Raw genomic sequence first — 23,214 nt, 5'->3', positions numbered from 1 at the left:
TTTAACGCCAAATCAACGTAAATCAAAATATCAATTATTGCTTAACTAGTTGTGTGACCCGGCCAAGATAATTCCAATCCATCACATATAGATTGCCAAGCTTATCGAATTTTGCTGTATGCGGTGCCAAGAATTCCCCCTGTTTCCATTGCTCTGGCTCAGCATGATAATTGCCACTCAAGCCCACACTGTTTTCGCCTAAATGGGCAACAATTTCATGATCTTTGTCTAATATACTGACCCGCCCCTTTAACTCAGCTACGATCATATTATCTTCCCAGAATGCGATTTTTCCGGGCATACGCAGACCTTCACTAATTACTCGAACAAAGTTTCCTTGAAAATCCCAATGCTCAATGCGGTTGTTGGCGCGGTTACAGATAACCAAGTACGGCTGCTCAAATCGCGTATCAATCGTGATATCGTGAGCTTGATGAAATCGTCCAATATCTTTCCCCCACCCGCCAAATGATTTTTTGTATTTTCCGTCATGCGTATAGATATGAATAAAGTTACTGCTGTATCCATCAGCTAAGAAGATGTCACCATCTGGGCCAACCGTAACGCTCGTCAGTGCCACACGGTACTCACCTTTATCGTTAGCTTTGTAAACTTTAGAATCTTCAACTATTTTTGTTTTGTTGATACTAAAGACAGTATTGCCTTGCAGATCAATTTTCCACATTTTGCCCTGAGTATTGCTTACCGCATAGATATATTCCCTACCCCCTTCTTTGCGAATAAGCATGCCGTGTACATCAGGGTACTGACCCTTGAGCTTTTTAACAAATTTACCGTCAGCCGAAAATTTAGCGATACCTTTAAATTGCCCATCACTAAAACTCACGTATAAATAGCCCTCTTCATCAAATACAATATCACCATGAGTTGCACCCAAGTGGTCTTCGCCTTGTTGATCTAGCCAGTTGTGGTTAACTTTGAAGATAAACTCCCCCTGACCAATGATGGCGCCCTGCTTCATTGTGTCCAGTTGAACCGCTGGATTTTTGCTATGCACACCTTCGTGAGCAAGCACCGCACCATTCAGCGCTAGGGTGGCGATTAACAAAACCTGTTTTTTCTTATTGAACATAGTTAGGTAGCTCTCTTAATAATTGTCTTAGCCTTGAGTATTGAAGCTATTAATGACCATTTTCTGGTTACTTACTTTGAGTTTGCTAATAGCCTCTTGGCTAAGCTGAGTGTGAGACACATCCAGCTTTTGCAGGTTTTCTGCACTGGCGAGTTTCAACAACTGTGCATCTGTAATAGAGCTTTTGCTGAGCTTCAGCCACATCAATTGTTCACTAATTTTTAGCAAACTTTGCAGCTTTTCATCGCTGAGTTCATTCGCATAATCAGCGTAAATTACATTCACATAAGGTTCGCCTTGTTGCACTCTACTAATGTGAAAACCCGCTTGCTCGAGTTCGGCAATCAGCTGTGGCGATATTTCATCTATTGTTTTAATCACATTCTGCTCGCCAAGGCCAAGCGTTTCAATAAGCAAACTAGTCAACTCTTCACTTGTATTTAACTTACTCACATTAGTCACATTTTGCGCACCATTTTCGATCCACCAGCCGATCAGCGCCACCTGCTGTTCAGTTAAAGGCGTTTTACCCTCGGCAGGCATAAAGTCATCATGGTATTCAGGCAGAGTGATTCGTCTGTATAGCTCACTAGTTTCAAGTCCATCTGTTATTTCCACCGCCATCATCGTGGCTTCATAACTGGCAACACTATATTGACCTTTTGCTTTTGAGTCGTTGTGGCAGCTACTGCAGCGTTGTTGCAATATTGGAGCAATAACATGAGGATAAACATTGGCTTCTTCCAAAGAATTAGGTTTAGAACCTTGCACCTCCATGCCTGCAATTTTTTTGACAAAATCTGGCGCATGCTCCACTAGAAACGTTTCACCGTGCGTCATATTTGCGCCATAGTGCCCAGTGGCAAACAACAAAAACAGTTGTAGAAAGGATAAGCTAACAATGGCCTTGCCGTGTTTGTGCTCCTCTTTTGGCGATATTTTTCCAAAATAAAACCAGCAAAAAAACGCACATAATATAAGGCCTATTGCCCAATTTCTGTGAGTAGCAATAGCTTGTTCGCTGTAACCGCCACCCAAGGATAACAAATAGCCCAATAAAGCAGCACCAGCAGCACTGATCGCCCCCCACAACCAAACAGTTTTAATTAGAGGACTGCGTTTTTGTTTCTTATAAACTGCATAAATTTCTATACAAGCGGCCATCAACAATATGCCCAAGGGCAAATGCAGTAGAAGAACATGAAATCGGCCTAAAAATTGAAAAAAGTCCATATAAAAACCTCGAAATCAGCTAAATCAAATGATTAGCTCGGAGTTAAGCCAATAGTTCTTTAACTACATGACCATGTACATCAGTTAAACGAAAACGCCGTCCCTGATACTTGTATGTTAGGCCTGTGTGGTCAATACCCATTAAATGCATGATCGTAGCTTGCAGGTCGTATATATGCACAACCCCCGGAACATAGTGATGTTTATCTGCCGCAATAGGCTGACCATCTGCATTCACAATATTGTATCCGTAGTCATCTGTCTTACCGTATATGAGGCCAGACTTGACACCTCCTCCCGCCATAAACATGGTAAAGCAACGAGGATGATGATCACGACCATAGTTTTTTTCTGTCAATTCACCTTGACAATAACTCGTACGACCAAACTCCCCCCCCCATACCACTAGCGTATCGTCCAATAATCCACGTTGTTTCAAGTCAGTAATTAAGCCAGCTGTAGCCTGATCAACATCTTTTGCTTGTTTGGGTAATGCGTCTGGAATATTGCCGTGCTGATCCCAACCAGTGTGATATAGCTGAATAAACCGGACATCTCGCTCGACAAGCCGTCGAGCCATTAAGCAATTTGCTGCATAGGTGCCGGGAGTACGCGCATCTTCACCATATAACTTGAAGGTATGCTCAGGTTCGTCCTGAATATTGGTTGCATCGGGGATAGAATCTTGCATGCGATAGGACATCTCATATTGAGAAATACGAGACAAAATTTCTGGGTCACCGCTACGTTCATACTCTTTTTGATTGAGTTTCATGATTCTATCGAGCATTCTGCGGCGTGTAAGTCCCTCGATACCATTAGGATTATTGAGGTACAGCACAGAATCTGCGCCTGAGCGGAACTGTACTCCTTGGTAGTCTGACGGTAAAAAGCCACTCCCCCATAGTCTGGAGTATAAAGGCTGACTATTTGTTCGCCCTGTTCCTCTTGATGTCATTACAATAAACGAGGGCAGATTATTGTTTTGTGAACCCAAGCCATAGCTTACCCAAGCACCAAAACTTGGGCGACCGGGCAACATGAAACCCGTTTGCATAAGCGTAATGGCTGGATCGTGATTAATAGCATCGGTCGCCATTGAATTTATGATACACAAATCATCACTTATACCCGCAATATTGGGCAATAAATCACTAAACCAGGCGCCATTTTCACCATATTGCTTAAAATCCCATTTAGAACCACAAATGGGAAATGAGCTTTGATTGGCGGTCATGCCAGTAAGGCGTTGTCCATTGATCACCAAATCAGGTAACTCTTGTTTGTGTTGTTCTCTTAACAGCGGTTTGTAATCAAATAAGTCTTGTGTTGACGGTGCACCACTTTGAAATAGATAAATAACACGCTTAGCTTTTGGTAAAAAATGAGGTGCACCCAAGTATCCGTGATCAATTCCAGCGTTGGCTAACATGGGTACGCCACTACTCATGGCAGCCGCTCCTGCCAGAAAACCAGCGCCTGTTCGCAGAAACTCTCGGCGATTTAAAGATTTAGAATTCGTCATTATTATTGTCTCGTAATAAATTCGCTAAGATTCATAACAGCAGAACTCAACACCGCGTAAGCAGCAACATCAGCCTGGTATTCATTCGTTATTTCACTGTTATAAGCTCCCACATTCAGTAATGCACGAGCACGATCGGGATCGGCAATGAACTCTTGATTTACTTCTTCATAAAAACTCAGTAGTTCTTGCATTTCTTCGTTTTCCAAATCTCGATTTAGCAAATTCCTCGCTATATAGTTAATGCGCTGTTCCGATTCGGGTGTGTATTGATAAGCTTTATGTGCAAGTACCCGAGCCGCTTCGACATATTGAGGATCATTGAGTAACAACAAGGCTTGTAAAGGTGTATTTGTACTTTGACGACGAGACACACAATAGTCTTTTGTCGACGCGTCAAATAAAGTCATTGAAGGGACGCCCACTGTGCGTTTCCAATAGCTATAAATCGATCGTCGATACAGTCCTTCTCCGCTACTTTGCTGGTAAGTACCTTTAGCCGCTATTGCTTCCCACAATCCATCAGGTTGGTATGGTTTAACACTGGGACCACCTAACTCATCAACAAGTAGACCAGACGCTTGGAGGGCACTGTCTCGAATTGCTTCAGCGCTCATTCTTGCACGAGTGCCACGCGCCAGAAAAATATTTTCAGGATCCTCAGGGCTAATGTCTGCTGGAATATCTGAGCTTTGCTTGTATGTACTCGACGACATCATAAGCTTCATCATGTGCTTCATGTCCCAACCCGAACGTTTAAATTCAATTGCCAACCAATCAAGCAGCTTGGGGTGTGAAGGTAACTCACCTTGATTACCAAAGTTTTCTGACGTGCTCACAATCCCCCTACCGAACACAATTTGCCATAATCTATTGACCATTACTCTCGCCGTTAGTGGATTGTCCTCTGAAGCTAACCATTGAGCCAAGCCTAGACGATTTTGAGGGTACTTGCCCTGTAGGTCACCAAAATATGTAGGGATGTTGGCGAGCAGTACTTCAGATGTTTCAGGTTGACTGTAATCCCCTCTATTCAGCAAATATGTTGGGCGAACAGGCTCATCCGCAGGAGCAACATCTTGCATTACCATGGTTATCACTGAGTGATGAGCCTCTAATCGATGCTGCTTTTCCTGCATAACAAAATAGTCTAATTTGTCTTTCAGATAAGTTTGGTTATTACTTAGTTGTTCGGTCGGATAGGCTTTGTTGCCATTGCCCTCTAATCCCCAAGGAGATAAATTGGCGAGTTGTAATATGGCACGTTCATCCAAGGTTGTGTCAAAAAAGTGAACTTCGTCAATATCTCTCCCGCGATACTGATTTGGCTCACTAAAGGGCGTTGCACCAAAATTCAATCGCGTCCAACCGGGATCAGTGTCCCCACTCAAACTGTCTTTAAGCACTTTACTTTGCAATTTTTTCCCATTTAAAAACAGTTCAACGCCTGCGGCTTTACCCTTACCGTCATACTGAACATATACATGTTGCCATGCATTAGTATCGGGTAAAGCTTGAGAAACGACCTTCAGAGCAGAGTCTGGCCAAGCATTGATTACGGTAAATTCTAATTGATTTTGCGGATTTACACTTAAATCAAAGCCTCTATTCGCATTGTGCGACAACATCGAAGCAAGCTTGAACCCTTGGGCGGGAGAAGAACTAACCTTCACCACGGGTTTGTCTTGATACTCTGGAATACTATCAAGGACAGCTAACTCTTCATCAGAAGGCTCACGGGTCCAAAGACTGATGGCAAGGGCTTGACTGTTTTTGAAGCTTGGCCGATGGAGTGATTGCAGAAACCCTGTATATTTGCCAGTTCCAGAGAAACGCAGTGCATTGCCGTATTTCCCCGGTACGACCAAGGTATTCGCTAAGTCCACATTTGCATTTTTACTCGCGTAACGCTCGTCGAACGTGAAATACTTTCCTCTATTGTGACTGAGCTTATCTGCAAGCTTTTGATCCAAATTAGGGGAAGTAAATTGCACGGCATGCTCACTTTCTAGCGCCTTCAAACTGCTATCTAAATCATTAATTTTCTCTATCAACTGACTGGCTAGCTGCCTGTTCTCGTCATCAGCATAATAGTGAACATAAGGTTTCGATGTGAGACCAGTAGATTTGCCTACTTCAGTAGTATTATTGAAGAATGCAAACATTCTGTAATAGTCTTTTTGAGAAAGTGGGTCATATTTGTGGTCATGACAACGGGCACAGGCCATTGTTTGACCCAAAAATGTAGTCGACGTCACATCTATTTTGTCGGCAATATATTCAACCCTAAATTCCTCTGGAATAATGCCGTCTTCGTTGTTTAAAGCCGTGTTCCGGTTAAACCCTGTCGCGATTATTTGTGATTTGCTTGGCTTCTCCAACAAATCGCCTGCGAGTTGCTCTGTCATGAATTGGTCAAATGGCATGTTTTCGTTAAATGCATTTATCACCCAGTTGCGCCATGGCCACATGTTTCGCGGACCATCGTTTTGGTAGCCGTCGGTATCGCCATATCTAGCCAATTCTAACCAATAACTTGCCATTTTTTCGCCATACCGTGGCGATGCAAACAAGTCATCTAGTAAGCGGTTGTATGCATTTTCTGACTGGTCACTCAGATACTTATCCATTTGCTCTGCGGTCGGTATAACCCCTGTTACATCGATAAACGCACGACGAATCAGTGTTGCCTTATCTGCCTCATCACTAGATGACAGACCCTCATGGCGCATTTTATTTAAGGTAAATACATCAATATCATTGCTCGGCCAATCACTGTCTATTTCGGGCAAAGCGGGTTGCTCTGGCGGTATATACGCCCAGTGCTTTTCATACTCAGCGCCTTGATCTATCCACGCTTTAATTATTTGTATTTCTTGCTCCGTTACGCTCGTATGAGACGAAGGAGGAGGCATGATAAAATCGGGATCTTCAGAAATAAGGCGTTGATATACTACACTTTGTTCAGCATCGCCCGGCACAATTGCCTGTGAGCCATCCTTAAACTTTTTATACGCAGTCTCTGGAGAGTGAAGTTGTAAATCGGCTTTGCGGTTTGCGGCATCTTGCCCATGACAACCGAAACAACGGTCAGACAAAATCGGTTTTACTTGTAAACTATAACTGACGGGTTCATCTGAATTAAAGGTCTTACCAAAAGTACTTGATTGGGTTTGCTGCTCGTTATTACATGCAACTAAACTAAAACCAGTCATCACTACCAAGCTTAGTTTAGCCAATAAGCACAGTCGTAATCTCATATTTACAGCTCATATTCTTACTTTTTGATTTATGTATATAGTATTGTCTTCAGTGTTAAATGTGTTTCTTAAAATTTATATTTATTTTAATTTTTTTAACAAAATAATAGGATCTATTGACCTTTGGTGTGCAATTTTGCAGCGGTTTGTGCTTCATTTATACAATACAGAGCGACTGTCGTGTAGTTGTTCTGCATCAAGGAACGAACAAGTATAGTAAAACAAAGAATAAGCTGTACTAATGCCCTTTTAAGATTGAGAGCGTGTCGAAGGGGAGATTTGAATTTTTAAGCAAGCGGCATAGCTACCTGTCTATGCCCTTGCCGAAACTAAGGTACAACGCAAAAACGCTGTATTTGCAACTAGATGTTTTCGTTTAAAAACTCTTTTAACTGCGTTTTTGACAGTGCACCAACTTTTGTCGCTGCTACACTGCCATCTTTAAACAATAGTAAAGTTGGGATGCCACGAATACCATATTTGGGTGGTGTTTCGTTGTTGTCATCAACATTTAATTTACCAATTGTTACTTTGCCTTCGTATTCGTCAGCAATTTCGTCTAGAATAGGAGCGATCATTTTACACGGGCCGCACCATTCTGCCCAAAAATCCACTAATACAGGACCAGATGCATTGATTACATCGGCTTCAAATTTGTCGTCACTTAACGCGATTATTTTGTCGCTCATTCTTTTCTCCGATTTAGGAATTTGTAGAATTTCTTTTCTGTCATTACCTAATAGTGTTATATAGAACCCGTTTTTAATGCAAGCATTGATAAGCTATAAGCTATGCCAACAACACATTTAACAGATACAAATTTTGATTCGCTTCCGCTCCACCCGCAAATACTATCTGCGTTAAAGGAAGATAATTACACGCAATGCACGCCCATTCAAGAAATGAGCTTACCACAATTACTCGCTGGCCAAGATATTGCCGGTCAGGCGCAAACTGGAACCGGTAAAACAATGACGTTTTTACTGGCAACGTTTCACCACTTGCTCAATACGCCCTCTGAATCGAAAGATCATGGGCCTAGAGCAATTATCATGGCGCCTACACGTGAATTAGCCATTCAAATTTATAATGATGCTAAACCATTGAGCAAGCATACCAATGTCACACTTGGGGTGGTATATGGGGGCGAAGGCTACGAAAGTCAACGCCAGCAATTGCAAGACGGCGTTGACATTCTGATCGGTACAACAGGCAGAATTATCGACTACTATAAGCAAGGCGTGTTTTCACTTAAGAATGTACAAGTAGCCGTGCTCGACGAAGCCGATAGAATGTTCGACCTCGGCTTCATTAAAGACATTCGCTATTTGTTTAGACGGATGCCCGAACCAGCCAAACGTTTAAATATGCTATTTTCTGCAACGTTGAGCATGCGCGTGCAAGAATTAGCATACGAACACATGAATAACCCAACCAATGTGCAGATCGAGCCAGAGAGCAAAACTAATACACGGATAACCGAAGAACTGTTCTACCCATCAAATGAAGATAAAGCCCTATTATTATTGACATTGATGGAAGAAGAATGGCCAGACAAGGCAATCATATTTGCCAATACAAAACACGATTGTGAAACAGTAGCGGCTTGGTTAGAAGCCGATGGTCATAGAGTGGGTCTATTAAGTGGTGACGTTCAACAGAAAAAGCGTATTTCCATATTGGATGATTTTACCCAAGGGCACTTAGACGTACTGGTTGCTACCGATGTCGCCGCTCGTGGTATTCACATAGAAAAAGTTACACACGTTTTTAACTATGATTTACCCGACGATGCAGAAGATTATGTACACCGCATTGGACGCACAGGTAGAGCAGGTGAATTGGGACATGCTATCAGTTTCGCTTGTGAAAAATATGCCCAAAACCTGCCGGCTATCGAAATGTATATCAGTCACGAGATTCCTGTAACTGACTACAACCCGAACTTGCTTTTAGACGATGTAAAACAGCCTAAATTTAGAACGAGAAATAGTCGTCCGCGAAACACTGGACGTCGCGATAACGGACGTGGAAAACCCAATCGGAAGCGCGCTCCCAAAAAAAGCCATGACTCATAACAACGTAGCAGGATGAATAAATATTAGTATGGGTGAATACCAACCAGCCGTGATGCAAGATGAGTATTACGCCGCAATAGACCTCGGCTCAAACAGCTTTCACATGGTTATTGTAAGAGTACTCTCAGGTAGCGTACAAATTGTTAGCAAAAATAAACAAAAAGTCCGTTTAGCGGCTGGTTTGGATGACAACAATACCTTGAGCACAGAGGCGATTGAGAGAGGCTTAAACTGCATTAGAAATTTTGCAGAAAAATTGCAAGATATTCCCCCTGCCAATATTAAAATTGTCGCCACCGCCACTCTTCGATTAGCGACAAATGCCAAGGACTTTGTTGTCCCAGCAGAACGCATTCTCAACCACAAAGTAAACATAATAAGTGGTGAAGAGGAGGCAAAACAGATCTATCTAGGTGTTGCTTACACGTCTGCTAACAAAGGCAATACACTAGTCATCGATATTGGTGGAGCCAGCACAGAAGTAATTATTGGCCGCGATTTACAAGCCTTACATTTAGCCAGCTTTAACATGGGTTGCGTGACTTTCATGGAAAAGTATTTTCCGGAAGGTGAAATCAGTGCCTCCGGTTTTGAGCAAGCCATCTCCGATGCATCGAACATTCTAGATTCTGATATTGATGTATTTAGATGCTTTGACTGGGAGCAATGCCTTGGCGCATCGGGTACTCCTCAGGCGGTCACCTCTATTTTAGTCAAGCGAGGAGTAAGTGATGCTATTCGCCTAGAGTACCTTTATCGCTTAAAACAAGAGTGTATTGACGCGGGGCATATTGGCAAACTCAGCATTGAGGGGCTTGCTGCTTCGCGCCAAGGCATATTCCCAAGTGGTCTGGCTATTTTGATTGCTCTATTCGAATGTTTGAAGATCGAGAACATGCAGATATCGGGTGGAGCACTGAGAGAAGGTATATTTTATGGCATGCTTGACACTTATCAAAAGAGCGACCGCCGCCAACAAGGTATAAATCAACTCATCAACCGCTTCCATATTGATAGTGGACAAAGCAAACGAACACAAGAGCTAGCCATTCGCTTGTGCCAAAGCATGTGTAGTCAAACTAATTTCTGTGATTTTGATACGGAAGTAGTAACAGCGGCTGCCGCTGCCTTGCATGAAATTGGTTTGCACATTGGTTTCAAAGCCTACAATGAACATGGTGCTTACATCTTAGAACACGTTGACCTTACGGGTTTTACTAAACTACAAGCTATGATGATAAAAGATTTGGTTAGACTGCATCGCGGAGACATCGATTTAGCTCCGATTTATCAGTACAAAGATAGCCTGCAAACCACCTTGATCAATGCTATGCGCTGCTTACGAGTAGCGGTATTGCTCACCAGTAGACGTCGCAATGATGCTATACCAGAACCCAAGTTAAAAATTAACGGAGAGGAATGGCAACTTGTATTTCCATTGGATTTTAAAATACGCCATCCAATGATCCATACCGAGTTAATTCATGAGTGCTGGCTGCAGCACCGTGCAGGTTGGCAATTGAAACTTATCGAAGCTGCCTGAACGATACCAACCAAGCGGTCAAGGCCACGATACCCAAAACAACACTGTAAAAAACCTGATCTTTAAAAACATAGAGGCTCAGGCTTGCAATACTCGCTACTACGGCCAACTGTCCAGCTAACCTTGCTTTTTGAATTTTGGTTCGATGCTGCTGTTCTTCCCTATGTTGCACAGCAAGCTGATTGGGTAGCGCCCTTACTTGGCGTAAACTATCAAACAATAGATCTGGCATTTCGGGTAATTTTTCACTCCAAAATGGCAAATTTTCTTTAATGTTCTTGAACATCGCTTTTGGACCAATCTGCTCTTTCATCCATTTTTCAAGAAAGGGTTTGGCGGTTAACCACAAGTCAAGCTGAGGGTATAACTGACGACCTAAACCCTCCACATACAACAAGGTTTTTTGCAGCAATACTAATTGCGGCTGAACTTCCATATCAAATCGCCGAGCGGTATTGAAAAGTTGCAATAAAACATTGGCAAATGAGATCTCTTCTAGCGGCTTTTGAAAAATAGGCTCGCATACAGTACGTATCCCCATTTCAAAATCATCAATATTTGTATGCGCAGGTACCCAGCCTGAGTCCACATGAAGCTCTGCGACTTTGCGGTAATCACGGTTAAAAAACGCAATAAAATTTTCCGCCAAATAGCGTTTATCTTGCTTGTTTAAGGTGCCGACAATGCCATAATCTATGCCAATATACTGTGGATTGTCTGGGTTTTCTCTTGAGACAAATATATTGCCGGGGTGCATATCGGCGTGAAAAAAGCTATCTCTGAACACCTGCGTAAAAAATACTTCCACCCCCCGCTCAGCCAACAATTTTAAATTGGTGCCTTGGGCAATTAAAGCGTCAATATCTGAAACAGGCACGCCGTAAATTCGCTCCATAACTATGACATTTTTTCGACAGTAGTCACTATAAAACTCAGGGACATACAGTGCCTCAGAATCCTCAAAGTTGCGTCGAATCTGGATACCGTTTGCGGCTTCTCTCAATAAATCTAGTTCGTCGAGTATCGTGCGTTTATACTCTTGAACCACTTCTACTGGCCTTAACCGTTTGCCTTGTGGAAGCCAACGTTGAACAAGCCGAGCAAAATACAAAAGTAAATCAACATCAGCCTCAATCGTTTGACGAATATTGGGACGCAGTACTTTTATCACGACTTTTTTACCGTTCGGTTTTAATGTCGCGGCATGCACTTGCGCCACCGAAGCAGAAGCAAGGGGTGTCAATTCAAAGTCTTCAAATAAGTCTTCAATATTATCCAACTCTAATGCTGACTCTATAAGCGACTTTGCATCTAACGATTCGAAAGGCGGCACCTTGTCTTGCAATACACTCAGCTCGTCCGCAATTTCAGGGCGAAACAAATCTCGCCGAGTAGACAGCATCTGCCCAAACTTGATAAAAACTGGTCCGAGAGTTTGCAAAGCCAGTCGCAAACGGCGGCCATGGTTTTCCTGTTTGTGCCGATTCGGCAGCCAAAAAATACACTTTCTCATCCACCTAAAGTAGCGCGGTCTGAAGCGCTTTGGGATCAGCTCATCCAAACCATAGGTCAACAATGCAGCACCTATTTTGTAAAAACGACGTAGCTTCATCTTACGCTCGATCCCTTTCTAGTTTTTCAATTCTTGCCTTCATCCGTTCTACGTCGCTTTGCAATACTTTTACTTGGTCAATGAAGTTGTGGAGCATGATTGGTCTAACCGCAACGGGTTTTTCTTCTAGACAGGCATCGGATAAGGTGCGCATACACAGGGCATGCTGCTCTCGTATTTTTTCTTTCATTGCCTTTGCTAGGGAAAACAACTGATGCGCGGGCACATCACCAATATACTTCGAGACAATATCTTCTAAATCTATGTCTAGCTCTGCAAACAAGGCACTCAGTTTTTGTAGCAGATACAAATCACCATAAAAATCTAACTTTCCCTGCTTAATCAGGCGGGTAAGCTGGCTTGTTTTTTTTAGCTCCGGTAAGGCTTCAACAGATACACTAACATAGCAGTGCCGCTCGTCTATGCTCTGTTTCTGCTCTTCGCTCCAATCATCATCGACACACACATCAAGATATTGATGCACTTGGTTATTACTTGCGTTTTGTTCTCGAGAGGAAGAAAAATATAAGCTAAAACTTAAAGCCAGCTCCTGAATATGTATCGTACAGCAGCGCCCTGCCAAAGGCTCAATAAGCTCGTCACCGTTAATGGCAAGGCTTAAAGCGGAATTCATTGCAAATTCGATTGCGGCAGATATTGCTTGCTTGGCTGGCATACTAAAACTTAAACCCTCTGTGAAGTGCGACTATACCGCCAGTCATATTCGTATAGCTGGTTTGTTCAAAGCCCACTTGCTTCATCATATCTTCTAGTTCTTCTTGAGGTGGATGCATACGAATCGACTCAGCTAGGTACTGGTAGCTGTCCCCATCTTGTGCCACCCATTCACCCATCTTCGGCAATACATGAAATGAGTATGCGTCGTAGACCTTACTTAAAGTTTCGCTTGTTGGTTTAGAAAACTCTAAGACCAACAAGCGCCCACCCGGCTTCAGTACCCTATACATACTTGCCAAGGCTTTACTTTTATCCGTCACGTTGCGCAAACCAAAGGCTATGGTGATAAGGTCAAAATGGTTGTCAGGGAAAGGCAGCGCCTCAGCATTCGCTTGCACGTAATGCAAGTTCCCAACGATCCCTTTGTTGATCAGCTTTTCTTTTCCAACCGTGAGCATGGAATGATTTATGTCTGCAAGGATGACCTGACCTTGCTTACCCACAATACGACTAAATTTAGCAGCCAAATCGCCTGTTCCACCAGCCAAATCAAGTACTCTATGACCAGGTTTTACACCACTACAGTCAATTGTATATCGCTTCCACAGTCGGTGTATGCCAAAGGACATCAGATCATTCATTACATCGTACTTAGCTGCCACCGAATGAAACACATCGGCGACAAAATTTACTTTCTCATTTTTATCGACTTGCTTGTAACCAAAATCAATGAGTTCTTTTTCTGCTTTTTGCTGTTCATTAGGTGAGGACGAGGCGTCTATTGACATGATGGATAACTCATTGAATTGTTGTTATAAAACATGGCCAGTAGTGTATCGCAAATTTACTAGTGCCGCTATAAACGGCTCAATGCTTTATTAGGGTCTGTTGGCCTTTGGTGTGCAGTAGTGCAATAGCTGGCTACCGCACAACAGAGTAACAACCAATGCAACGGAAAAAGTTAGTCTGTTTCCGCAAGTACAAAATTGTCACCCACACTAAACGCAAGGATTTGGCTGATTTCTTGAAAAGAGAGCCCAGATGTTGTTTGCCAGTACTGAAATGCTGATTGAATGGTGGAAAGGCTGCGTTTTGAACGTACCGAACCAGAAATCAAATCATGGTGGCGAAAATAAGTCTCAACGTCACGAGATAAAATAAAGGTATCTACTCCTAAAAAACGCAAAGCATAGGCACCAGTATTACCACCAAGGCGAGCACCATGTGATTTTAGAAAATCCCATAAACCCACAATATCACTGGGATCACGTTTAGCTACAAATGCAGCAAAACTACCATGCTCGTCACTGACATCCTTTATCATCAGTGCATTTTCTCGGATAGTGCGGACTTTAGTAAGATTTCTGATTATCCTAGGGTCGCTGGCTTTTTTCTCTAGCATTTCGTCTGGCATCATCAATATTTTGTCAATATCAAACTGAAAAAACACCTCTTCGAAAGCCGGCCACTTTTGTCTCACCACGCGCCAGACAAAACCTGACTGAAACACCTTTTTACTGAATTCGGCTAACCACCGGTCATCACTAATACCCAACAGTGCGTCCATTTCAAGCGGCTTTGACACCATGGCAAGAAGCGCATTTTCGCCCCCCTTGCGATCCGAAGCCCGTTGGTAAATTTGTTCAAAATGCTCGGTCTTGTCCATGACTACGCCGCGTCACTCTCGCCAATACCAGAATGCCTCAATAGCGCGTCAATGTTTGGCTCTCGACCACGAAAGGCCTTGAACAAATTCATAGGTTCATCAGAGCCGCCCTTCTCTAAAATATTGACTAAAAAGTCTCGTCCTGTGTGCTTGTTGAAAATTCCTTCTTCTTCAAATCTAGAAAAAGCATCAGCAGACAATACTTCAGCCCATTTGTAACTGTAATACCCCGCAGCATAGCCACCAGCAAAGATATGAGAAAAACTATTTTGAAATCGATTGAATTCAGGCGGAATAATCACGGCAATTTTACGTCTAACTTCGTCAATAAAGGCCTGTACATCTAACTCGGCAGTATTTTGCATATGCAAGGTAAAATCAAACAAGGCAAATTCAAGCTGACGCAACATTTGCATAGCCGATTGGTAATTTTTTGCGGCGAGTAACTTGTTAAGTAAATCTTCAGGCAATGGCTCGCCAGTTTCGTAGTGTGCAGACAAAAATTGCAATGCCTCTGTCTGCCAACACCAATTTTCCAAAAACTGACTGGGTAGCTCAACGGCGTCCCAAGCGACACCATTTATACCCGACACGCCACCAACAGTAATTTGCGTGAGCATGTGATGAATGCCGTGACCGAATTCATGAAACATGGTCACCACTTCATCATGTGTAAACAAAGCGGGTTTGCCATCGACAGGCCCATTAAAATTACAGGTCAAATATGCCACTGGCACTTGTACCTGTTGCTCAGCAGTCACCCGTTTTACTCTACACTCGTCCATCCATGCTCCACCGCGCTTTTTCGCTCGTGCATACAAATCCAAATAAAAGCAGCCTCTTAAGGTATCACCTTGACGGATCTCGAAAAAACGCACATCTTCATGCCAAGTATCGACGCCTTCAATTTCAACCACGTCAACATCGTATAAGCGAGACACAACTTCAAACAGGCCATTTAGCACTTTATCTACCGGAAAATAGGGCCTGAGCACTTCATCAGATACAGCGTATTTGGCTTGTTTCATTTTCTCTGAATAATAAGGGTAATCCCAAGCTTCAAGTTCGCTTATTCCGAACTTGTCTCTAGCAAATGCCTTAAGCTCACCAACTTCCGTTTGCGCTTGCGCCTTCGATTTTTCTGCAAGATCTTCTAAAAAACGAATGACTTGTGTAGGACTTTCTGCCATTTTGGTCTGCAAAGCATATTCAGCATAATGTTCAAAACCAAGCAAGGATGCGAGTGACTGCCTAAGCTCTAGCGTGCGCTTAATTAGCGGCGCATTGTTAAATTTACCATCATCAGTATCAAACTCTGAGGCTCGAGTGGTGTATGCTCGATACATTTTTTCACGCAAATCCGCACTGTCTGCATACATCATCACTGGTAAATAGCTAGGTAAATCCAAAGTGAACAAAAATCCGTCTAGCTCTTTTGCCGTTGCTGCTTGCTTTGCCGCTGCTTTTGCAGAATCTGGCAAACCAGATAATTCAGCCTCATCAGTAGTGTGGTATGTAAAGTTGAGTGTGGCATCCATCACATTGTTTGCAAAAGTCGAACTTAACTCAGACAGCTCTGCACGTATCTTGGCATACTCTGTTTTTTCTTTTTCGGGCAAGGCCACACCCGATAATTTGAAATCCCTTACCGCGTTATCAATGAGCTTCTTACTTGCCTGCGACAAGCTCTTGTATTCTTCACTTTGTTGCAAGGCGATATACAAGTCGCACAAGCCTTTGTGTTGCCCTACGAAGGTGCCATATTCAGACAACAGCGGTAAGCAGGCGTCGTGTGCTTCCCGCAACTCGTCAGAACTGAGTACTGAATTCATATGCCCAATGGGTGACCACAGTTTACTGAGTTGGTCATCGGCTTCTTCAAGTAATTCAACGACATTTCGATAAGACACCTCTTTACTCGTTACAAGCTTTTCGATGGTTTCTTTGCAATTGACTATTGCCGCCTTAACCTTGTCCTGTATTTCAGAAGGTTTGATTTCCGAAAACTTCGGTAATTGTGTCAGATCAATTTTGGCTTGCTCAAGAGGTAAGACAGACATGAAGATTCCTATTTACTATTGGTATTTATTGGAAAACTGGCTAAGGTTATAGTTTGGGTGGAAATACAAAATTCAAGATTAACGGCCTTTTATTTAAGTCAGCGCCGCGGTGAGATTATATGTAGAAGTTCCCCCCTCTGTTGTCGCAAAACCGCTGCGAGTATATCCATATACGCTTTGATTTTTCGTCCATGAAAAATAAATTTTGCGACAACAGAGGGGGGAACTTCTAAATATAATCTCACCGTGAAGCAAGGGCGCTTTTGAGGACGTCGCAGAATGCTTAGCAACAAGCTTGTTTTTTTGCGCTGCGATAAACAACCTCTAAAGGGACATGCCCAAAAGTAATTTGGAAATAATACTTGAATTTACAGGTCTCAATATCACTATATAAAATACTGTGAGCTTTGTGCTCGATTGTGCCAATGCACATAACACTACTTAGAAAAGGTTGCTATGACTTCAGAAACGACACATTTTGATTATATTTGTATTGGCGGCGGCTCTGGCGGTATTGCCTCTGCTAATCGGGCATCTCGCTATGGCAAAAAGGCTGCCATCATTGAAGCAAAGGCCATTGGCGGCACTTGTGTCAATGTGGGTTGTGTTCCCAAAAAGGCCATGTGGTATGGCGCACAAGTAGCAGAAGCGATTAAAGTATATGCGCCAGACTACGGCTTTGATGTCACGCTCAATAATTTTAGCTGGGCAAAGCTCGTTGAAAGTCGCAGCGCATATATCGATCGTATTCATCAATCATACGACCGTGTGCTTGGCAATAACGATGTGACCGTGATCAACGGGTTTGCGAAATTTATCGACAACAAAACTATCGACGTAAATGGCACCCAATACACCGCCGATCATATTACCATTGCGGTAGGCGGTAGACCTGTTAAGCCGAATATTCCCGGAGCCGAGTTGGGCATTGACTCAGATGGATTTTTCGACTTAAAAGAACAACCTAAACGCGTCGTTGTGGTAGGTGCTGGCTATATTGCCGTTGAGCTAGCCGGTGTTATGCATTCTCTTGGCTCAGAAACTCACCTACTTGTTAGAAAAGAAAAACCACTGCGTAACTTTGACGACACTATAGCCGATACACTTGTTGAAATTATGCAAGAAGACGGCCCAACTCTACACAAAAACACCGCCGTGAATTCACTCGAAAAACAAAGTGATGGGAGTATCTTAGTCACCATAAATGGCGGTGAAACGATAGAAGCTGATGCGGTAGTATGGGCAATAGGTAGAGAACCAGCTAATGATAAGATTCAACTTGAAAATACAGACGTGGAGCTAAATGAACGCGGCTATATTAAAGTGGATGAGTTTCAAAATACGACAGCCGAGGGCATTTATGCAGTCGGTGACAATATCGGAAAAGTAGATCTTACCCCAGTAGCCGTGAAAGCCGGTCGTTTGTTATCAGAAAGACTATTTAACAACAAGCCCGATGCTAAAATGGATTACGACCTCATTCCAACAGTCGTGTTTAGTCACCCACCCATTGGCACTATAGGCTTAAGCGAAAAAGAAGCCGAAGATGCTTATGGCAAAGACAATATTAAAGTCTACAACTCCAGTTTTGCAGCCATGTATACCGCCGTCACCCAACACCGTCAAGCAACAAAAATGAAACTTATCACGGCTGGTTCTGAGGAAAAAGTAGTAGGCTTACACGGCATTGGCTTCGCCATGGATGAAATCTTACAAGGCTTTGGTGTAGCAATTAAAATGGGCGCAACAAAAGCAGATTTTGATGCTTGCGTAGCAATACATCCTACCTCTGCCGAGGAATTTGTGACTCTGTAAGAAAAGCCTGTTAAATCGTACTACTCTCGTAAAAAAACTAAGTGTTTAGTTCTTCGGGAGTAGTATGTTTTTGCACGGTGGTATTATACTTCTTCAAGCCTTGTATTGTTTTTGAACTTCAAGCACCAAAAACACAATTTCTTCTAATTGTAAAACCATCACTCAACTTATTTTAAGCACACATATCACATGGCGGTACTCTTCATTAATCGCCCTCCCCCCCATTTATTAAGCAAAATATCATTTCAGCCAAGCGTTACCCTCACAATAATTCAAGTTTTAACTTTATTCGAAGCGCTGGCGGGAGATATCTAAGTCTAGTGGCACTTAAAAAATAAAGCTAAAAAAACAAGGACTAGAAATGCTAAACATTGTAGGTATTGGAAAGTTACCCCCCTTCGTAATAATCATTATTTTTTTACAAGGCTGCAAACTAACACCAGCTGAGCAGTTTGTTTCTGGCGCATCCCTTGCCGCAATCAGCCCCACTAATGAACTAGAGCAAATTTTTTATGTGGGTATGTTCGACCCACAAGAGCAAGCGCCACAAACCATATACCGCATACGGATACACGGACAAGCCAGCTTCTTAAATGATGTTAAATTTGGTTCTGGTTGGGTCAAATCTGAGTTAGTCGATTCATTGTCGTCTCAAAACAACCTACTCGATGAAATCAAGTCGCTAAGTGGCGATGGTAGTAAAGTGTTCGAGGAAGAGCTTGGCATAGATAGTCAACGCAAAATGATTGCATTTGGCCCCGAGGGCTTTCGTATTACTCCCAAAAATCACCGACTAGTGGTGGTAATGGGTACGTCGCCAGACGCATTTTTTCAAGCGGTTGATCGAACAATGGGAGAGTCTGCAAAAATCCAAAACACAACAATGAGCGCAGAACTCGTGCAACTGCTCTTTGAATCATTGAAAGATGTCAATCAGCAAAAGAAACAATTGAGTTTAGGCGAGAGTAAATATCAGGAAGGAGAATGATTCGATGAACAGTAGAAATCAATCATATCGCGCACTCTCTGTAATAGTCCTAACATCAATTTTATTTTCATGTTCATCAATACGTATTGATGTAGATGTATATAAAGGCCCATTGGCTGATCAAGAAAAAGTGCAGCACGAGCAACTAACGTCACTGACGATGACCTCCAAACAGATATTGTCGGACTTGGAGGAAAACTTAAAACGCGATCTGATATATGCAGAGCGCCCCTTTGGCGCGCAATTTTCATTAAAGAGCAAACGCAGTCGTAAACATACAGATAGCCCGATAAGTCACATGGATCTCATCAATCTTAATGCCTGTGAGATAACTAAAGAACCCTCTATTTGGGAAAACAAAGGCTATGCATCAAACGTCAGCCTCGCATGCAGCCTAACTCGACTTCAAGGACTTTTTAACGACTTGGCGCCGACACAAATAAGTGAATACTACGGAGACGTGAGCCAACAATTTGCTCGAATTAAAGCCTTATCCGCTAATTCGCAAAATACTCGTAATTTTAACGAGTATAATAAAAACATACGAAAAGCGCATAACTACATCATTTTAAGCTCTTTGCGTGTGATTGACTATCTGCACAATTTACCCGCAGATGACCGCAAGACATTTAAGGAAAGCGACAGAATCAATATGCTTCAAAGTGCTGCTGAGTTAGTCGGGACCTTGATTAATCCGAATACTCTTAAGCAAGCCATTGATGAAGTCGATATATACCGAGGGGCAAAACAAACCGGTTATAAATCCAGTTTTGATTCTGAATACAAAGATACTTTAAAGAGTTTACAAAACTTCAAAACTGAGCTAAAGGAAATCGACGATAAATACCCCAACTCGCGCCAAGAACAACAAACAAATGACAAGGCAATTGCAAATCAAAATCGTAAAAAAAACGCAACATGGAAAGCGTACGAAAAAGCCAGCAATAATATAGCCAAGCAATTGAGCTTGTCCGACAACACTGCGTTTGCCCGCTCCTTACTCAATACACTCAATTTAGCTATGGCGATTAGTCAAAATGGTCGTATCAATACCTCAGGCATTGCTCGAGGAATCAGCGTGTTTAAAGATTTGCTAGACGAGTGCAATAATGGAAGTACGAACACAAATGATTGCAGCATGGACGAGGTATTAAAAGACCCCTTTAATCGCCTAGCGCAAAATACATTTGCCTCATTTACCAATGCAGTAGTAGATCTTGACGTATTTAATCAAACTAGAAATAAACTTGGCCTAATTACTTTAATCAATCACATTGACGCAGGCGACGGCCTTGGCTTAGTCGATAACGAACTCGCGCTGGAAAAAATGCTACTCAATTATGCGGGTAAGCTACTCGCCTTGGCAGACAAAAAAGCACTGACAAACGAGCATATCACGGGCACAGCGAGAAAATCACTCAAACAATACGTTCAGGTCTTACAAGCTATTGGCACCACTATTGTCGTGCAAATAAACGAAATTAAACGCAAGCGTGCACACGCTGATAAGCAAGAAGATTGGCAACAGTTTGACTGGACAAACATTGAAAAACACTTTGGATTGAGTGCCGCAAATTTTAAAGATAGCGTATTAATATCATTAAAGAATGACAAGGCAGCCTTGAGCAAAAGAGAAAAAGCCTTGCAAGCACTACGGGGTGAACTTAAAACATGGAATGAAAATAAAGCGTCTGATCTCAAGCAACACGCTGAAAGACTGCAAGAACTGAAATCAAGCCTTATTGGATTTCAACAAGCCTCAGCCTCACTAGATACTTTTACCCAAGCACTAAATATGCAAAACGATCCAACCACTATCACATTTAGCGCCTATCTCAATGAAGCAAATAATAAAGTGAACCAAAGTATCAATAGAATTGAATCAGCACTCTCAAAATCCGGTTGTACCTATATCTTTGGGCAAAATAATTCAAAATGCAGTGAGCACCGAGCATTGCAATATACGCTAAGTCGGGCAAATACTTTGTTTATTAATGACGGAAGCAATCAAGCAAGAACCTATTGGACTAACTTTGTCAACACTGCACTCAAAGAAGTGACAAGTGCAGTCGCAGTACAAAAAAAGGCGGTACAAACCAAACATGCTCAACTTCAAACTGAATCTGAGGAACTAATTGGCAAAATTAAGACCGCAACAGGGTTGAGTGATATCAGTATTGAAAAAATTGACGCTCTCACCAAAAACATGAGAGAAAAGCAGCAATATACCCATAAATTGATCGCGCATGTAGATGGTGTTCATCTCGATGATGTGGATAATATCGAGACTTGGCAAGAACAACTGCGTACAGGCCTGAATACAAATGAACAACAGCTAGTTGATAAAAAAGTAAAATGGGCATTAAACAAGGCCTTAAAACACGGTTTCTCCTGTCAACAAGATGAACAAGATAAGTCACATAGTAACAATAAAGTGCCAGCCAAGCATTGCGACTCAAGTCAGGCCTTAGATGGCGTTATCCGCCATTTAGAGCACTTAACTATACTCCAGAAAACGCAATACCCCGATGGCAGTGCCATCTTACTTAATACCGAAAGAGCTCTCACCAGTGCATACGACCTAAGGGCACGTCGGCAATACTTAGTGCCTGCCAGTGCCTATTTAAGAAGTAGCTACCCTTCAAGTTCTTTACAAGATGATAGCGGTGCAGAAAATTGGGATAACATGTTAGTTCACAACAATTTGAGGGCAGTCCCAGGTTTAGGCGAACTTGCGTTTACTCGCAATAATTCAACACAACAACAAATCGACAAACAATATTGGCAAAACATTAATACGGTAAGAGTTAATGGCTCAAATGAAGTGAACTATGTTATTGTAAAAGATGATATTGGTAACTGGTACGTCAAAAGTTATTCTGTCGACCCGAAAAGCATGTACCGAACGCTATCAAATGCTGTATTGTTCCATACCGCCGGCAAAGCAGGTAGTTTTTTAAACGCAGGAGAAGGTATATTGGGCTTAGCAAATTCATCAAATGCGCTTGATGTGTTGTATGCAAGCAATATAGATAAATATCAAACGTCTACCCTAGCGCAATTTCAGGAAATCAAATCTTGGCTAGCTGATAAAAATTGGAGAATATCGCTGGATACGCTTTGCAACAGCCATTCCGGCGACATAAATAAAGCCATTACTAGTAGTGAGTCTTCACTAAAAACGATAGCTTCAACAGTTGAGGATGTTAAGGAAGATAATTTTGAAGCTCAAGCTACCCAAATAACTAGCTTTATCACTTTAGTCGTGAACTATTCAAATGCATTAATTGACGAACTTGGAGCAGATAAAAAATGTGGTGACCAAGAAAAACTAACAAAAAAAATACATCAATTGCTCTATGTGGACATCGCTAAAAAGCACTTTGATAAAAGGAACAAAAGCCTCAACGATTATGAAACTAAAACGCTATTTATTAGTGACGCGATACCAAAAACACAGCAACCAGAATTAGATCTTAAAGAAGAAGAGGCCATCGACTTCACAGTCGCCGAAGAATAAAGCGGTTTTGGTTGATAGCAGACTAGGAAGCTATTGGTAGGATAGTTTTTGGTAAACGGCAAGGGTTCTGTTGTCTGAATGCAGTAGACTGAAGGATATGCAAAAGCAAAGACCCTGAGGCTAGCCTCAGGGTCAACTCTAAA

At 42.3% G+C, this 23,214-nt stretch carries 15 protein-coding genes; 5 read left to right on the top strand and 10 right to left on the bottom strand.

All coding sequences use genetic code 11. The features are described from left to right. Nucleotides 1-34 precede the first annotated feature (34 nt). The 5 genes from ACFOHL_RS12355 to trxA form a co-directional block, all read right to left on the bottom strand. A complete protein-coding gene (locus ACFOHL_RS12355) occupies nt 35-1,093 on the bottom strand; it encodes a 6-bladed beta-propeller (protein WP_376920542.1) in 1,059 nt (352 codons plus the stop codon). A 27-nt stretch (nt 1,094-1,120) separates the two neighbouring features. Next, nucleotides 1,121-2,326: a hypothetical protein gene (locus ACFOHL_RS12350; RefSeq protein ID WP_376920541.1), complete on the bottom strand. Its 1,206-nt coding sequence runs from the start codon at nt 2,324-2,326 to the stop codon at nt 1,121-1,123. A 43-nt stretch (nt 2,327-2,369) separates the two neighbouring features. Next, nucleotides 2,370-3,851, bottom strand: coding sequence for a DUF1501 domain-containing protein (locus tag ACFOHL_RS12345; RefSeq protein ID WP_376920540.1), 1,482 nt, complete (start codon nt 3,849-3,851; stop codon nt 2,370-2,372). A gap of 2 nt (nt 3,852-3,853) precedes the next feature. After that, nucleotides 3,854-7,111, bottom strand: a complete 3,258-nt coding sequence (locus ACFOHL_RS12340; protein ID WP_376920539.1) for a DUF1553 domain-containing protein — start codon at nt 7,109-7,111, stop codon at nt 3,854-3,856. A gap of 362 nt (nt 7,112-7,473) precedes the next feature. Continuing rightward, on the bottom strand, nt 7,474-7,800 hold the full coding sequence (gene trxA, locus ACFOHL_RS12335) for a thioredoxin TrxA (RefSeq protein ID WP_376920538.1): 327 nt from the start codon (nt 7,798-7,800) through the stop codon (nt 7,474-7,476). A 102-nt stretch (nt 7,801-7,902) separates the two neighbouring features. Between trxA and rhlB the strand changes: the two genes are divergently transcribed. After that, on the top strand, nt 7,903-9,189 hold the full coding sequence (gene rhlB, locus ACFOHL_RS12330) for an ATP-dependent RNA helicase RhlB (RefSeq protein ID WP_376920537.1): 1,287 nt from the start codon (nt 7,903-7,905) through the stop codon (nt 9,187-9,189). Nucleotides 9,190-9,217: 28 nt separating this feature from the next. Further along, on the top strand, nt 9,218-10,732 hold the full coding sequence (locus ACFOHL_RS12325; protein ID WP_376920536.1) for a Ppx/GppA phosphatase family protein: 1,515 nt from the start codon (nt 9,218-9,220) through the stop codon (nt 10,730-10,732). On the opposite strand, the gene ubiB is transcribed toward ACFOHL_RS12325, so the two are convergent. From ubiB to prlC, 5 genes are all read right to left on the bottom strand, one after another. After that, nucleotides 10,716-12,344: a ubiquinone biosynthesis regulatory protein kinase UbiB gene (ubiB, locus tag ACFOHL_RS12320; protein ID WP_376920535.1), complete on the bottom strand. Its 1,629-nt coding sequence runs from the start codon at nt 12,342-12,344 to the stop codon at nt 10,716-10,718. The genes ACFOHL_RS12325 and ubiB overlap by 17 nt on opposite strands. 1 nt (nt 12,345) lies before the next feature. Beyond that, nucleotides 12,346-13,020, bottom strand: a complete 675-nt coding sequence (locus tag ACFOHL_RS12315; protein WP_376920534.1) for a ubiquinone biosynthesis accessory factor UbiJ — start codon at nt 13,018-13,020, stop codon at nt 12,346-12,348. 1 nt (nt 13,021) lies between these two features. After that, entirely contained in the window at nt 13,022-13,810 is a 789-nt protein-coding gene (gene ubiE / locus ACFOHL_RS12310) for a bifunctional demethylmenaquinone methyltransferase/2-methoxy-6-polyprenyl-1,4-benzoquinol methylase UbiE (protein WP_376920533.1), read from the bottom strand. A gap of 173 nt (nt 13,811-13,983) precedes the next feature. Beyond that, a complete protein-coding gene (locus tag ACFOHL_RS12305; protein WP_376920532.1) occupies nt 13,984-14,688 on the bottom strand; it encodes a DNA-3-methyladenine glycosylase I in 705 nt (234 codons plus the stop codon). A 2-nt stretch (nt 14,689-14,690) separates the two neighbouring features. After that, the gene (gene prlC / locus ACFOHL_RS12300) at nt 14,691-16,748 is read right to left on the bottom strand and encodes an oligopeptidase A (RefSeq protein WP_376920531.1); all 2,058 of its coding nucleotides are present in this window, start codon (nt 16,746-16,748) and stop codon (nt 14,691-14,693) included. Between the two features lie 456 nt (nt 16,749-17,204). On the opposite strand from prlC, the gene gorA reads away from it, so the two are divergent. From gorA to ACFOHL_RS12285, 3 genes are all read left to right on the top strand, one after another. Further along, nucleotides 17,205-18,563 (top strand): glutathione-disulfide reductase, encoded by a 1,359-nt coding sequence (gene gorA, locus ACFOHL_RS12295; RefSeq protein ID WP_376920530.1) that lies wholly within the window; start codon nt 17,205-17,207, stop codon nt 18,561-18,563. A gap of 361 nt (nt 18,564-18,924) precedes the next feature. Then, on the top strand, nt 18,925-19,551 hold the full coding sequence (locus ACFOHL_RS12290; RefSeq protein ID WP_376920529.1) for a hypothetical protein: 627 nt from the start codon (nt 18,925-18,927) through the stop codon (nt 19,549-19,551). A gap of 4 nt (nt 19,552-19,555) precedes the next feature. Continuing rightward, the gene (locus tag ACFOHL_RS12285; RefSeq protein WP_376920528.1) at nt 19,556-23,071 is read left to right on the top strand and encodes a hypothetical protein; all 3,516 of its coding nucleotides are present in this window, start codon (nt 19,556-19,558) and stop codon (nt 23,069-23,071) included. Nucleotides 23,072-23,214: the final 143 nt, after the last annotated feature.

Source organism: Agaribacter flavus, assembly GCF_042646125.1.
GTDB classification, from domain to species: Bacteria; Pseudomonadota; Gammaproteobacteria; order Enterobacterales; family Alteromonadaceae; genus Glaciecola; species Glaciecola flavus.
Note: the sequence above shows the minus strand (reverse complement) of the source record. Positions and strands in the feature narration are given on the sequence as shown.